This window comes from Aeromonas oralensis (genome assembly GCF_049665575.1).
Classification (GTDB): Bacteria; Pseudomonadota; Gammaproteobacteria; order Enterobacterales; family Aeromonadaceae; genus Aeromonas; species Aeromonas hydrophila.
In genome coordinates, this window is record NZ_CP187186.1 from 4,646,552 (window position 1) to 4,659,902 (window position 13,351).

A 13,351-nucleotide genomic window follows, 5' to 3' on the forward strand; every position below is an offset into this window, starting at 1 on the left:
CACATGGCCATTATTCTTCCCGATCACCCTTTTGACCCGGATCAGCACGAGGGCAGCGCCATCGGGATTGCCTCCGCCCTCGGCTGGCACGACTCCGGCCGTCATCAGCACAGGCGCCATCAGCTGCTGTTCGCCCAGGCAGGCTGCATGACCATAGAGCTGGACGATCAGGTCTGCCTGCTGCCACCGACGCGGGCGGCCTGGCTGCCGGCAGGCCTGCCCCATCGGGTGCTGATGCGCGGAGTGGTGGCGTATCGCTCCCTCTACTTCCAGCCGGAGCCCGGCTTGCCGACCGAGATGGCGGTGCTGGCGGTCAACCCGCTGCTGCGGGAGATCATCGAGCGTATGGCGATCTGGCCGTGGGACAAGCCGGCAGCGGAGCAGCATTGCACGCTGGCGCTGTTGCAGGAGGAGCTGGCGCAAGCGCCGCGGGAATCCTGGCAGTTGCCGCTGCCGTCAGACTCGCGTCTGGCCGGCTGGCTGCAGGAAGTTAAGCGGGGCGACACCCTGCCCGATCGGCTCAACCGGCTGGCCGAACGGGTGGGTGCCAGTGACAAGACCATAGGTCGCATCTTCATGCGGGAGACCGGCATGAGCTACCAGGCCTGGCGCCAGCAGTGGCGACTGTTGCGGGCGCTGGAGCTGCTGGCCGAGGCCGAACCCATCAGCCGGGTGGCGGCAACGCTGGAGTTCGCCAGCGACAGCGCCTTCATCAGCTTCTTCAAGCAACACACGGGGCAGACCCCGCTGCGCTATCTCAACTCTCGGGGTGAGTCGCATCGGCCGAGCTCGCCTCCACCACCAGGGTCTCCAGCGCCAGCGGCTTGAGGTTGTGGATCGCCTCCTCCACCACCGCATGGGAAGCCTGCTGCTGCTGGGCCGCTATCTCCTGCGCCAGCTTGGCGCTGTCCAGTTCGGGTCTGGGGTACTCGTCGGCCATGACGTTCAGGCTCAGGCTGCTGGCAATCAAGGTTGCGATCAGGATTTTCATCTGGTGTGCTCCGGTGTGGTTGAGATGACCAGATAGCTATTCCAATTGTTGTGCCACATCTATAACGACATGATTTTATTTAAATTAATTGTTTTTAGATGATAAGTGGCGCCAGTTGGAAAGCATCCTGTAGTCAGGATTAAACCAACAAGTGGTCATTTTCACCACGCTTAATTTTTGTCTGCTGTTCCACGTGGAACGTCCCATTTTTTTGATCGACACCCGCTTTTAAACTGAGCTATGGTGCTAGCTCCCCCGTAACTGACTCAGGATCTGTCACCGAATGGAATTTTCCTTGTTCGGCGAGAAGTTCACTCGCCATGCCGGTATTACCCAACTCATGGATGACCTTAATCAGGGGCTGACCAATCCGGACGCCATCATGCTGGGTGGCGGCAACCCGGCCCCCATCCCCGCCATGCTGGAACGCTTCCAGGCCGAGGCCAAGAGCCTGCTCGACAACGGTGAGCTGGTGAAGGCGATGGCCAACTACGATGGCCCCCAGGGCAAGGACAGGTTCACCAAGGCGCTGGCCGCACTGCTCAGCAAGGAGCTGGGGTGGGATATTTCGGCCCGCAATATCGCCCTGACCAACGGTAGCCAGAATGCCTTCTTCTATCTGTTCAACCTGCTGGCGGGCGAATTTGCCGATGGCCGCAAGAAGAAGGTGCTGTTCCCACTCGCCCCCGAGTACATCGGCTATGCCGACTCGGCACTGGCGGACGACTACTTCGTGGCCTACAAGCCCACCATAGAGAAGCTGGCCGACGGCCAGTTCAAGTACCACGTGGACTTCGAGAGCCTGCAGGTGGGCGACGACATCGGGGTGATCTGCGTCTCCCGCCCGACCAACCCCACCGGCAACGTGCTGACCGACGAAGAGATCGAACACCTCGACCAGATTGCCCGCGACAAGGGCATTCCGCTGCTGATCGACAACGCCTACGGCGTCCCCTTCCCGGGCATCATCTTCAGCGAAGCCAAGCCGTTCTGGAATGCCAATACCATCCTCTGCATGAGCCTCTCCAAGCTCGGCCTGCCGGGTACTCGCTGCGGCATCGTCATCGCCGACGAGAAGATCATTCAGGCCATCACCAACCTGAGCGGCATCATCAATCTGGCGCCGGGCAGTCTGGGTCCCGCCATCACCATCCCGATGATCGAGAGCGGCGAGATCATCGCCCTCAGCGAACAAGTGGTGAAACCCTTCTATCGGCAGAAGGCGGAGCTGGCGGTGCAACTGCTGCGCGAAGCGATCCCCGATCCGCGCTTCCACATCCACAAGCCGGAAGGCGCCCTCTTCCTCTGGCTCTGGTTCGAAGGCCTGCCGATCCACTGTCAGGAGCTGTACGAGCGATTGAAGGCGAAGAACCTGCTGATCGTGCCGGGGCACTATTTCTTCCCCGGCATCGACGATCCAAAGTGGCGTCACAGTCAGGAGTGCATCCGCCTCAACTACTCCCAGAGCGAGGAGTTGGTACGGCGCGGCATCGCCATCCTGGCCGACGAGATCAACGCCCTCTACGCCGACGCCGGCTAAGCCCAGTTCGGCGATCCAAAAACAGAGAGGCCTGCAAATGCAGGCCTCTCTTGTTTATCGCGATCCGGTTTGCTTAGCCGGGCAGCGCCAGCTGCTCGGGTTTGCCGATGGGGATGGCGCGGGGCTTGAGCGCCTCCGGCAGTTCGCGAGCCAGATCGATGGTCAGCAGCCCATGCTCCAGCTTGGCACCCTGCACTTCCACGTGCTGGCTCAGCTTGAAGGCGAGCTCGAAGTCGCGCTCAGCAATCCCCTGATGGAGGAACTGACGCTCACCGGCCGCAGCCCCTTTGCGCCCCTTCACCTTGAGGGTGCCGTTTTCGGTCTCCAGCTCCAGCTCTTCGCGCTCGAAGCCAGCCACGGCGACCGTAATGCGATAGCCATCCTGATCGCGCTTTTCAATGTTGTAAGGGGGGTAAGCGGTGGTCTTCTGCTCGAACAGACCTTCCAGCTCACGGGCCATCCGCTCGAAGCCGACGGCGTTGGAATAGAGATGAGAAAAATCGAGGTTACGCATAATCCTATCCTTCTAATAAGCAACAGGTTCAACTCTCCACAGGCCCGTCATCGGCACCCGGGAAACGTCAACAATTCAATGAGGTCAGGCTATCAGCCGTTGATCTCGATCTTGCGGGGCTTCATCGCCTCGGGCACTTCGCGCACCAGGTCAATGTGCAGCAGACCGTTTTTCAGATCGGCGCCTTTCACCCGCACATAGTCGGCCAGCTGGAAGCGACGCTCGAAACCGCGTTCGGCTATGCCTTGGTAGAGGTAGTTGCGCTCGGTATCGGACTGCTTGTTGCCCTTCACTGTCAGCAGATTTTCCTGGAAGCTCAGCTCCAGCTCTTCCTGGGTAAAGCCCGCCACCGCCATGCTGATGCGGTAGTCGCTGTCACCCAGCTGCTCGATGTTGTAGGGGGGATAACCGGCATTGCCATTGCTGGCCGCAGATTCGATGAGATTGGCCAGACGATCGAAACCGATGGCAGAACGATAGAGCGGAGAAAAGTCGATAGAACGCATAGTATTACCCTCTTGTGAGCGATAACGGATTGTTTGCCCTCCTTATGGACGGGCGCCTGGTCGAAACCTCTGTCGAGCGTTCCGGCCTTGTTACCTATATAGGGGCTCACTTTTTCCTTTCAAGGGGATTTTTTCAAATTTTTTAAATGGCCGCGCAGACCTGTAGAACATCAACCTGTTGGCCCGATAGTGATGATAATCGACCCGTGGGCCACTGATGGCAACTCACTCCGTCTCCCATAATTGGTTGCATATCCACCAGCCAACATGGAGCCATCCCATGAAGATTACCCAGGTTCGCAACGCCACCTTGCTGCTCGACTATGCCGGCACCCGCTTTCTGATCGACCCCATGCTCTCTGCCAAGGGGGCCTTCCCCGGCTTTGAAGGCACTGCCAACAGCCAGCTGCGCAATCCGCTGGTCGAGCTGCCGCTACCGATCGATGAGCTGGTCGATGTGGACGCCGTTATCGTCACCCACGACCATCCCGACCACTGGGATGATGCCGCCAGAGCCCGGATCCCCAAGCATCTGCCGCTCTTGGTGCAACATCAGAAAGATGCCGATGCCATTCGTGCCAGTGGCTTTGAGGATGTGCGCCTGTTGAGCGACCAGCCCGAGTTTGCCGGTATTCGCCTGCAGCGGACCGGTGGCCAGCACGGCAGCGACCAGTTGATGGCGGTACTGGGCGAACACATGGGAGAGGTGTGCGGCGTGGTCTTCTCCCACCCCGATGAACAGTGCCTCTATCTGGCCGGTGATACCATCTGGCATCCCTGGGTCGAGCAAGCCCTGCAACAGCATCAGCCCGAGGTCATCATCCTCAACTGTGGCGATGCACAGGTGCCCGGGCTCGGTTCCATCATCATGGGCAAGGAGGATGTCGCCGCCGTTTATCAGGCTGCACCGCAAGCCACGCTGATCGCCAGCCATATGGAGGCGGTCAATCACGCCGTGCTTTCACGCCTAGAGCTGCGCGACTATCTGGCGAAACGGGGCATGATGGATCGGGTACGGGTGCCGCAAGATGGCGAGGCGATATCACTGTGATCCACAAGAGGGCCATGCCAGATATGGCCCTTCGGCTTTCACTGCCGAACGCTTATGATGAGTGGTCTGCGCGCAGAGAGGAGCCTACACCATGACCACCCCGATCGTTGCCGTGGTGACCTTCGATCACTTCAGCCCTTTTCACTGCGCCGTCCCCTGCCTCATCTTCGGCGACATCCTGCCGGGCCAGCCGCTGTTCGAGCTCAAGATCTGCTGCGGTGATGGCAGCCCTCATTCACACTCAGCGCAAGGCTTCATCATTCAGGCTCCCCATGGGCTGGAGGTGCTGGCCGAGGCGGAGATCATCGTCATCCCCTTCTGGCACGACCCGGCAGCACGGCCACCCGCAGCGCTGCTCGATGCCCTGATTGCCGCCAGAACCAGAGGTGCCCGGTTGGTCAGGCTTTGCCTCGGCACCTATGTACTCGCCTACGCCGGGCTGCTCAATGGTCGCAAGGCATCGACCCACTGGGAGTACGAGCAGGATTTCTGCCGCCGCTTTCCCTGCGTGCAACTCGATACCAACGCCCTCTATGTCGATGATGATGGGCTGGTCACCTCCGCAGGTACTGCCGCCGGGCTGGACTGCTGCCTCTATCTGGTGCGCCAGTACCACGGCTCGGCCATCGCCAACAAGGTGGCGCGGCGGCTGGTGATCCCACCTCACCGGGAAGGGGGGCAGGCCCAGTTTATCGAGCAGCCGGTGCCCGCCTCCACCCGCGATGTCCGGATGAACCAATTGCTCGATCACCTGCGTGCCCATCTGGCCGAGCCTCACACCCTGGACTCTCTGGCAGATCACACCCTGATGAGCAGACGCACCTTTACCCGCCGTTTTCATCAGGCAACCGGCCTCTCGGTGGGTGAATGGCTGCTGGCGGAGCGGCTCAGGCGCAGTCAGGAGCTGCTGGAGGTAAGCGGCCATTCCATCGATCGCATTGCCGAGCTGGTCGGCTTCAAGAGTGCCACCTCCCTGCGCAATCACTTCCGCTCCCGCTTTGCCATCTCCCCCAGCGAGTGGCGACGATCTTTTCGTGGCCATAACTCCTGATGATGCCCGCTGTACCTGCTCACCTCGCTATGGCAGGCTAATCAGAGATCCCGAGGAGTCATTCCATGTCCCGTTCAGAACGCCTGCTGGCCCTGCTCCAGCTGCTGCGCGGCCACCGCTACGCCATCACCGGCAGCGAATTGGCCAGCCAGCTTGGCATCAGCCTGCGCACCCTCTATCGGGATATCGCCACCCTGCAGGCACAGGGCGCCCACATCGAGGGGGAAGCGGGCATCGGCTATGTGCTTCGCCCCGGCTTCATGCTGCCGCCGCTGATGTTCAGCGAGGATGAGCTGGATGCGCTGGTGCTGGGCTCACGCTGGGTGGCGGCTCATGCCGACCATGCCCTCAGTACCGCCGCCAGCAGTGCGCTGGCCAAGATAGAAGCCGTGCTGCCCGCCGACTATCGCCAGCAGCTCCAGAGCAATGCCCTGCTGATCGGCACCTCCCGCAGCGAGAGCCTCACCGATGAAGCCCCCCTGCGCAGCGCCATCCGCCAGCAACGCAAGGTGATCCTGGGCTATCGCGATCTCAATGATGAGGCCTCTGAGCGCACCGTCTGGCCATTTGCCCTCGGCTACTTCGAACAGGTGCGGGTACTGGTGGCCTGGTGCGAACTGCGTCATGGCTTTCGCCACTTTCGGGTCGATCGCATCACCCGGATGCAGCCGCAAGATTGCCGCTATCCAAAAAGCAGAGAGAGCCTGCTGAAGGAGTGGCGCGCCAGCCAGCAGATCCCGCAGCCCAAATTCATTGCTGACAGAAACTGACAGCAGGCAGCGCCATGCTGACGGGGTCGGCGCCGATGCGTCATCTCATCAGCAAGGAGCATCACCATGTTAGTCCCCCAGTTCACCATCCTCTACGTTGCCAACCCGACCCGTAGCGCGCTCTTCTACCGCGAGTTGTTCGGGCGTGAACCGGTGGAGGAGTCACCTACCTTTGCCATGTTTGTGTTCGAATCGGGCGCCAGACTGGCACTCTGGTCCAGCGCCACAGTTGAACCTGCCGTGACCCAAACGGCCGGAGCGATGGAGTTGGCCTTCGCCCTCCCCGATGATGATGCCGTCGATCGCCTATCTGCCGAGTGGCTGGCGCGCGGGCTCCCCCTGATCCAGGCGCCGACCAAGATGGAGTTTGGCTACACCTGCATGGCCCTCGATCCGGATAGCCATCGTCTGCGTCTCTACTGCCCGGCCCCCGAACTGAGCTGAGCCGGCGCCATCAAGACGGAGCCATGTTTCACGTGGAACGTGCCACCTCCTTCGCCAGAAAAACAAAAAGCCGCTCACAGGGAGCGGCTTTTTTATATCGAGCTGACAGCGTCGAATTAGACGTCGAGGTTGGCCACGCGCAGGGCGTTGGTCTCGATAAAGTCACGACGCGGCTCAACGGCATCACCCATCAGGGTGGAGAAGAGCTGGTCCGCACCGACGGCGTCGTCGATGGTCACGCGCAGCATGCGACGGGCTTCCGGATCCATGGTGGTTTCCCACAGCTGGTCCGGGTTCATCTCGCCCAGCCCTTTATAGCGCTGGATGTAGATGCCACGCTTGCCTTCGCCCATCAGCCACTCGACCGCTTCGACGAAGCTGGCGACCGGCTTCACCTTCTCGCCACGCTTGATGTAACCACCTTCCTCGATCAGGTTGGCGATCTCCTTGCCCAGCGAGACCAGCTGACGGTACTCGGAGGATTGCAGGAAGTCGTAGCTGAGCGGATATTCGCGGTCGACCCCGTGCTGGCGTACCACGGCGTGCGGCACGAACAGACGGCGCTCTTCATCGTGGCGTACCTGCATCTGGTACTGGATGCCGTGGTTGCTCTCGTTGAGCACGGCTTCCATGCTCTGGCACCAGGCCAGCAGATCGCTCTCGCTGCTCAGCAGCGCTTCGTTCAGCTCCGGCTGATAGATCAGCTGGGTCAGCACGGCTTCCGGCGCGCGGCGGGACATGCGGGTGATCAGGTGAGTCACCGAGCGATGCTGGTTGACCAGACGCTCCAGCGCCTCGCCACCGATGGCCGGGGCAGACTCGTTGACGTGCAGGGTCGCACCGTCCAGCGCCATGGCAGTCTGGTACTGCAGCAGCGCATCTTCGTCTTTCAGATACTGCTCCTGCTTGCCCTTCTTCACCTTGTAGAGCGGCGGCTGGGCGATGTAGACGTAGCCACGTTCGATGATTTCCGGCATCTGACGATAGAAGAAGGTCAGCAGCAGGGTACGGATGTGTGCACCATCGACGTCCGCATCGGTCATGATGATGATGTTGTGATAACGCAGCTTGTCCGGGTTGTACTCGTCACGACCGATGCCGCAGCCCAGTGCGGTGATCAGGGTGCCCACCTCCTGAGAAGAGATCATCTTGTCGAAACGGGCCTTCTCCACGTTCAGGATCTTGCCCTTGAGCGGCAGGATGGCCTGGTTCTTCCGGTTGCGACCCTGCTTGGCGGAACCGCCAGCAGAGTCCCCTTCCACTATGTAGAGTTCGGAGAGCGCCGGGTCTTTTTCCTGACAGTCGGCCAGCTTGCCGGGCAAACCGGCAATATCCAGCGCGCCTTTACGGCGAGTCAGTTCGCGGGCCTTGCGGGCCGCTTCGCGGGCACGGGCCGCATCGATGATCTTGTTGACCACGATCTTGGCATCGCCCGGGTTTTCCAGCAGGAAGTCGGCCAGCTTCTCACCCATCGCCTGTTCGACGGCGGTCTTCACTTCGGAAGAGACCAGCTTGTCCTTGGTCTGGGAGGAGAACTTAGGGTCAGGCACCTTGACGGAGATAACGGCAATCAGACCTTCACGCACGTCGTCGCCACTGGCGGCAGACTTGGCCTTCTTGCTGTAGTCCTCTTTGTCCATGTAGGAGTTCAGAGTACGGGTCAGCGCGGTACGGAAGCCCACCAGGTGGGTACCACCATCACGCTGCGGAATGTTGTTGGTGAAGCAGTAGACCCCTTCCTGATAGGCGTCGTTCCACTGCATCGCCACTTCGACACCGATGCCGTCCTGCTCGGTGGTGAAGTGGAACACCTTCGGGTGGATCGGGGTTTTGTTCTGGTTCAGGTATTCGACGAACGCCTTGATGCCGCCTTCGTAGCAGAAGTGCGCCTCGCGACCGTCACGCTCATCCAGCAGGCGGATGGAGACGCCGGAGTTGAGGAAGGAGAGCTCACGCAGACGCTTGGCCAGGATCTCGTAGTGGAACAGGGTATCGCTGAAGATGGTCGGGCTCGGCCAGAAGCGGACTTCGGTCCCGGTGCCGGTGCTGTCGCCAATCTGCTTGAGCGGTGCCTGCGGCTCACCCAGGTGATAGGTCTGCTCGTAGACATGGCCGTTGCGACGGATGGTCAACAGCAGCTTGTCAGAGAGGGCGTTTACCACGGAGACGCCGACGCCGTGCAGGCCGCCGGAGACCTTGTAGGAGTTGTCGTCGAACTTGCCGCCCGCGTGCAGCACGGTCATGATCACTTCGGCAGCGGAACGACCCTCTTCCGGGTGGATGTCGACTGGAATACCACGACCGTTGTCACGGACGGAGACGGAACCGTCGGAATGGATCTTGACCTGAATATCGGAGCAGTAGCCGGCCAGAGCCTCGTCAATGGAGTTGTCGACGACCTCGAACACCATGTGGTGCAGACCCGAGCCATCATCCGTATCGCCGATATACATCCCCGGGCGCTTGCGGACCGCATCCAGGCCCTTCAGTACCTTGATATTCGAGGAGTCGTAAGTATTTTCACTCATAGCTTACTCTCTGCCTTCTCTAACGTTTCGGAGATCTTGCCTTGTTCCACGTGGAACAACTTGCAGTCATTCGCATCCATCATGTCTGCGAGCTGACCGGTGTCGATGGCGGTAATGAATACCTGGGACGCACACTGCTTCAGCCTTGCGGCCAGCAACCGGCGCTTGTCGACATCCAGTTCAGAGGCAAAATCATCAATTAAAAAAATACAGCCACGGCTGCTATGTTGATTCAAATAGAGCCCTTGGGCCAGTCGCATGGCACAGACCAGCAACTTCAACTGACCCCTGGACAAAATATCCTGAGCGGGGACGCCGTTCGCCTTGAGTCGCACATCGGCCTTCTGTGGGCCTACTCCTGTGTAACCCAGCGCCCGATCCCGCTCAAACCCCGCCTCCAGCAATTCATTGAGCGGGGTATCTTTTTCCCAGCCTCGATAGAATCCAAGACTGATATCGAATTCCGGCAAAAAATCCGCCGTCATCTCCTTGATCAGGGGCGTAATGGCCTGACAATAACTGGCGCGAAACTCGGCCAATTCACCACCCAGCCGTACCAATTCCTGATCCCAGTACGCCAGCTGGCGATACTGGCTGCTCTGACGCAGCAGCGCATTGCGCTGTTTCAGCAGCCGACGCACTCGCCCCCACAGGGAGAAGAAGGTCGGCTCCTGATGAAAAACACCCCAGTCGAGCCAAGCTCGACGAGCCTGAGGCCCGCCGGTCAGCAGATTGAAGCCATCCGGATGGATCAACTGCACCGGCAGCAATTCGGCCAGCTCGGCCAGACGCTGGGCCTGGGCACCGGCGATCTTGAGCTGGGTCTCGCCACTCTTGTCCTTGGCAAGGCCGATGGGCACCTGGCGCCCTTCCAGTTCACACTGGGCAAACAGGGTAAACGCCCTCTCCCCCTGGCGGATGACCCGCCCGGTCAGGTGAGTACGAAAGGAGCGACCGAGACCGAGGTAGTGAATGGCTTCCAGCACGCTGGTCTTGCCGCTGCCATTGCACCCGACCAGGATATTGAGGCCGGGCGACAGCGCGAGACTGGCCTGCTGGATATTGCGAAAGTCGCCGAGCTGGAGTTTGACCAGAGACACGACTAGATCCGCATCGGCATTACCACGTACTGAGCATCCTGACTGTCAAAATCCTCAATAATGGCGCTGCTGATGGAATCGCTCAGGCTGATCCGGATTTGGTCACATTTTAACGTATTCAGCACGTCCAGCACATAAGAGACGTTGAAACCAATCTCCATCTCGCCAGCTTCGTATTGTACGTCAAGCAGCTCTTCGGCTTCTTCCTGTTCCGGGTTGTTGGCGGTGATGCGCAGCAGGTTTTCCTGCAGATTGAGACGCACCCCACGGAATTTCTCGTTGGAGAGAATGGCGGCACGGGCAAAGGCCTGGCGCAGATCCTCACGACCGGCGATCAGGGCCTTGTCGCTGTTGCGCGGAATGACGCGGCGCCAGTCCGGGAAGCGACCATCCACCAGCTTGGAGGTGAAGATGAAGCCATCCAGCGCGGCGCGCAGGTTGCTGCGACCGATCTGCAGCCGCACCGGCTTGTCTTCCGCTTCCAGCAGGCGCACCAGTTCCAGCACGCCCTTGCGTGGCAGGATGACCTGATGATCGGGCAGCGATTCCGTTACCACTTCGCGGCGGCAGGTCGCCAGCCGGTGACCATCGGTCGCCACGGTACGCAGGCCGTGGCCCTCGCTCTCGAACAGCATGCCGTTCAGGTAGTAACGCACGTCCTGGCTGGCCATGGAGAACTGAGTGGCATCGATGAGCTTTTTAAGCTCCAGCTGGCCGATGTCGAACTCGAGCACGGATTCCCAATCCTCGATGTTCGGGTATTCGGTGGCCGGCAGGGTCGACAGGTTGAAGCGGGAGCGGCCGGAGCGGATGATCAGGCGCTCGCCTTCGGTATTGAGGCGAATGTCCGCCCCCTCCGGCAGACCGCGGCAGATGTCCAGCAGCTTGCGCGCCGGCACTGTGGTGCGGCCATCCTGACTGTCGCTGTTGAGATAGACCTGACCGATCATCTCCACTTCGAGGTCGGTCCCGGTCAGTGACAGCAGACCGTTGCTGACATCCAGCAGCACGTTGCCGAGGATTGGCAGGGTCGGCCGGCCACCGAGGGCACCGGACACCAGTTGCAGAGGACGTAACAGGGCCTCACGGCTAATTTCGAGCTGCATCTGTGCTCTCCGTTGTTATTAGGAGGAAAAGGTTCGGATCAGGTTGGAATATTCGAACTGCATCTGTCCACTCCGTTCCGTTGTCAGGAAGAAAGGGTACGGATCAGGTTGGAATAGTCTTCCTTGATGTCGTGACTCTCTTCCTTCAGCTGCTCAATCTTGCGGCAGGCATGAAGCACGGTAGTGTGATCACGACCACCAAAGGCATCACCTATCTCCGGCAAGCTATGGTTGGTCAGCTCCTTGGCCAGCGCCATCGCCAGCTGGCGTGGGCGGGCAACAGAGCGGGAACGCCGCTTGGAGAGCAGATCCGCCAGCTTGATCTTGTAGTACTCCGCCACCGTCTTCTGGATGTTGTCGATGGTGACCAGCTTCTCCTGCAGCGCCAGCAGATCGCGCAGCGCTTCGCGCACGAAGTCGATATTGATCGCCCGACCGGTAAAGTTGGCGTTGGCGATCACCCGGTTGAGGGCACCTTCCAGCTCGCGCACGTTGGAGCGCAGCCGCTTGGCGATGAAGAAGGCCACTTCGTCCGGCAGGTGGATCTGGTTCTCGTCCGCCTTGCGCATCAGGATCGCCACCCGGGTTTCCAGCTCCGGCGGTTCGATCGCTACCGTCAGGCCCCAGCCGAAGCGGGACTTGAGACGATCTTCCACTCCGTTGATCTCCTTCGGATAACGATCCGAGGTCAGGATGATCTGCTGGTTGCCTTCGAGCAGGGCGTTGAAGGTGTGGAAGAACTCCTCCTGGGAGCGCTCCTTGTTGGCAAAGAACTGGATGTCATCGATGAGCAGGGCATCGACGCTACGGTAATAACGCTTGAACTCTTCAATGGCGTTATTCTGCAGCGCCTTCACCATGTCCTGCACGAACCGTTCGGAGTGCATGTAGATGACTTTGGCGTCCTGCTTGCGCTCCTTGATGGCATTGCCGACGGCATGCAGCAGGTGGGTTTTGCCCAGACCGGTGCCGCCATAGAGGAACAGCGGGTTGTAGGCCCCGCCCGGATTGTCGGCAACCTGACGGGCAGCCGCACGGGCCAACTGGTTGGACTTACCCTCGACGAAATTCTCGAAGGTATAGTTCACGTTGGTGTTGCTCTTGTGGTTCGGCTCGGGTTTGGCCTCGGCCTTGCTTTCCCAGCTTTTCTGCGAGTTATTCACAGGATCCGCACCCCGCGCCGGCGCTCTGGCGACTGCGACGGGATGGGGACGATTACCGATGTCAAAACGCAGAGTGGGGCCGTCGACCCCGCAGAGTTCATTGATGATGCCGTTCACCCGGATGAGATACTTGTCTCGAACCCAGTCCAGAACAAAGCGATTCGGTGCATACAGGGTCAGAGTATTGTCACTCAACTCCGCTTGAAGCGGCCGGATCCACATGCTGAATTCTGCCGAGGGCAACTCATCTTGCAGCCGGTTAAGGCACTGCTGCCATAGCGAAGCAGTCACTCTAAACTCCCGTCGATTGATTAACTAAAGACCGGCTATTCTACGTTTTTAGCGGCTGGATCTCTAGCCGCGACCTCGCGGATCCAGCAAATAAGATCCTTGACTTTCAAGGATCCAGCAACGCCGAATCCGATTTCATCCCCAAAGTTACCCACAGCCAGATCCATCGACGGGGGCACCAAAGATCCAGACCTGAAGCGGTTATTTTATATAACCAAATATCATTTATTCTTTAGCTTTTATTCCAATAACATCAGCGCAAATCCAGTGTTTACAACTAAAAATACAGAACAACA

13 protein-coding genes are annotated in these 13,351 nt (G+C 59.8%); 6 read left to right on the plus strand and 7 right to left on the minus strand.

The window, feature by feature from the left end; translation table 11 throughout:
• Positions 1-3: 3 nt before the first annotated feature.
• A complete protein-coding gene (locus ACPDZI_RS21775; RefSeq protein WP_438833785.1) occupies positions 4-828 on the plus strand; it encodes an AraC family transcriptional regulator in 825 nt (274 codons plus the stop codon).
• Here ACPDZI_RS21775 and ACPDZI_RS21780 read toward each other — a convergent pair.
• Positions 758-991, minus strand: coding sequence for a hypothetical protein (locus tag ACPDZI_RS21780; protein WP_016348875.1), 234 nt, complete (start codon positions 989-991; stop codon positions 758-760). The genes ACPDZI_RS21775 and ACPDZI_RS21780 overlap by 71 nt on opposite strands.
• A gap of 283 nt (positions 992-1,274) precedes the next feature.
• Between ACPDZI_RS21780 and ACPDZI_RS21785 the strand changes: the two genes are divergently transcribed.
• Positions 1,275-2,531: a valine--pyruvate transaminase gene (locus ACPDZI_RS21785; RefSeq protein WP_168968389.1), complete on the plus strand. Its 1,257-nt coding sequence runs from the start codon at positions 1,275-1,277 to the stop codon at positions 2,529-2,531.
• Between the two features lie 73 nt (positions 2,532-2,604).
• On the opposite strand, the gene ACPDZI_RS21790 is transcribed toward ACPDZI_RS21785, so the two are convergent.
• Together ACPDZI_RS21790 and ACPDZI_RS21795 are read right to left on the minus strand one after the other, a co-directional pair.
• On the minus strand, positions 2,605-3,045 hold the full coding sequence (locus ACPDZI_RS21790; RefSeq protein ID WP_108614333.1) for an Hsp20 family protein: 441 nt from the start codon (positions 3,043-3,045) through the stop codon (positions 2,605-2,607).
• Positions 3,046-3,137: 92 nt separating this feature from the next.
• The gene (locus tag ACPDZI_RS21795) at positions 3,138-3,551 is read right to left on the minus strand and encodes an Hsp20 family protein (RefSeq protein WP_041214186.1); all 414 of its coding nucleotides are present in this window, start codon (positions 3,549-3,551) and stop codon (positions 3,138-3,140) included.
• A gap of 280 nt (positions 3,552-3,831) precedes the next feature.
• Between ACPDZI_RS21795 and ACPDZI_RS21800 the strand changes: the two genes are divergently transcribed.
• The 4 genes from ACPDZI_RS21800 (at position 3,832) to ACPDZI_RS21815 (ending at position 6,867) form a co-directional block, all read left to right on the plus strand.
• Positions 3,832-4,602: an MBL fold metallo-hydrolase gene (locus ACPDZI_RS21800; protein WP_438833786.1), complete on the plus strand. Its 771-nt coding sequence runs from the start codon at positions 3,832-3,834 to the stop codon at positions 4,600-4,602.
• 91 nt (positions 4,603-4,693) lie between these two features.
• The gene (locus ACPDZI_RS21805) at positions 4,694-5,653 is read left to right on the plus strand and encodes a helix-turn-helix domain-containing protein (RefSeq protein ID WP_438833787.1); all 960 of its coding nucleotides are present in this window, start codon (positions 4,694-4,696) and stop codon (positions 5,651-5,653) included.
• Between the two features lie 65 nt (positions 5,654-5,718).
• The gene (locus tag ACPDZI_RS21810; RefSeq protein ID WP_438833788.1) at positions 5,719-6,423 is read left to right on the plus strand and encodes a helix-turn-helix transcriptional regulator; all 705 of its coding nucleotides are present in this window, start codon (positions 5,719-5,721) and stop codon (positions 6,421-6,423) included.
• A gap of 66 nt (positions 6,424-6,489) precedes the next feature.
• Positions 6,490-6,867 (plus strand): VOC family protein, encoded by a 378-nt coding sequence (locus tag ACPDZI_RS21815; protein WP_168968381.1) that lies wholly within the window; start codon positions 6,490-6,492, stop codon positions 6,865-6,867.
• Between the two features lie 116 nt (positions 6,868-6,983).
• On the opposite strand, the gene gyrB is transcribed toward ACPDZI_RS21815, so the two are convergent.
• From gyrB to dnaA, 4 genes are all read right to left on the minus strand, one after another.
• Positions 6,984-9,395, minus strand: a complete 2,412-nt coding sequence (gene gyrB / locus ACPDZI_RS21820; protein WP_016348869.1) for a DNA topoisomerase (ATP-hydrolyzing) subunit B — start codon at positions 9,393-9,395, stop codon at positions 6,984-6,986.
• Complete coding sequence (recF, locus tag ACPDZI_RS21825) at positions 9,392-10,495, minus strand: DNA replication/repair protein RecF (protein ID WP_438833789.1); 1,104 nt, start codon at positions 10,493-10,495, stop codon at positions 9,392-9,394. Before recF ends, gyrB begins: the two co-directional genes overlap by 4 nt.
• 2 nt (positions 10,496-10,497) lie before the next feature.
• Complete coding sequence (gene dnaN / locus ACPDZI_RS21830) at positions 10,498-11,601, minus strand: DNA polymerase III subunit beta (protein WP_011704048.1); 1,104 nt, start codon at positions 11,599-11,601, stop codon at positions 10,498-10,500.
• 83 nt (positions 11,602-11,684) lie between these two features.
• A complete protein-coding gene (dnaA, locus tag ACPDZI_RS21835) occupies positions 11,685-13,055 on the minus strand; it encodes a chromosomal replication initiator protein DnaA (protein ID WP_005307141.1) in 1,371 nt (456 codons plus the stop codon).
• Between the last annotated feature and the right edge of the window lie 296 nt (positions 13,056-13,351).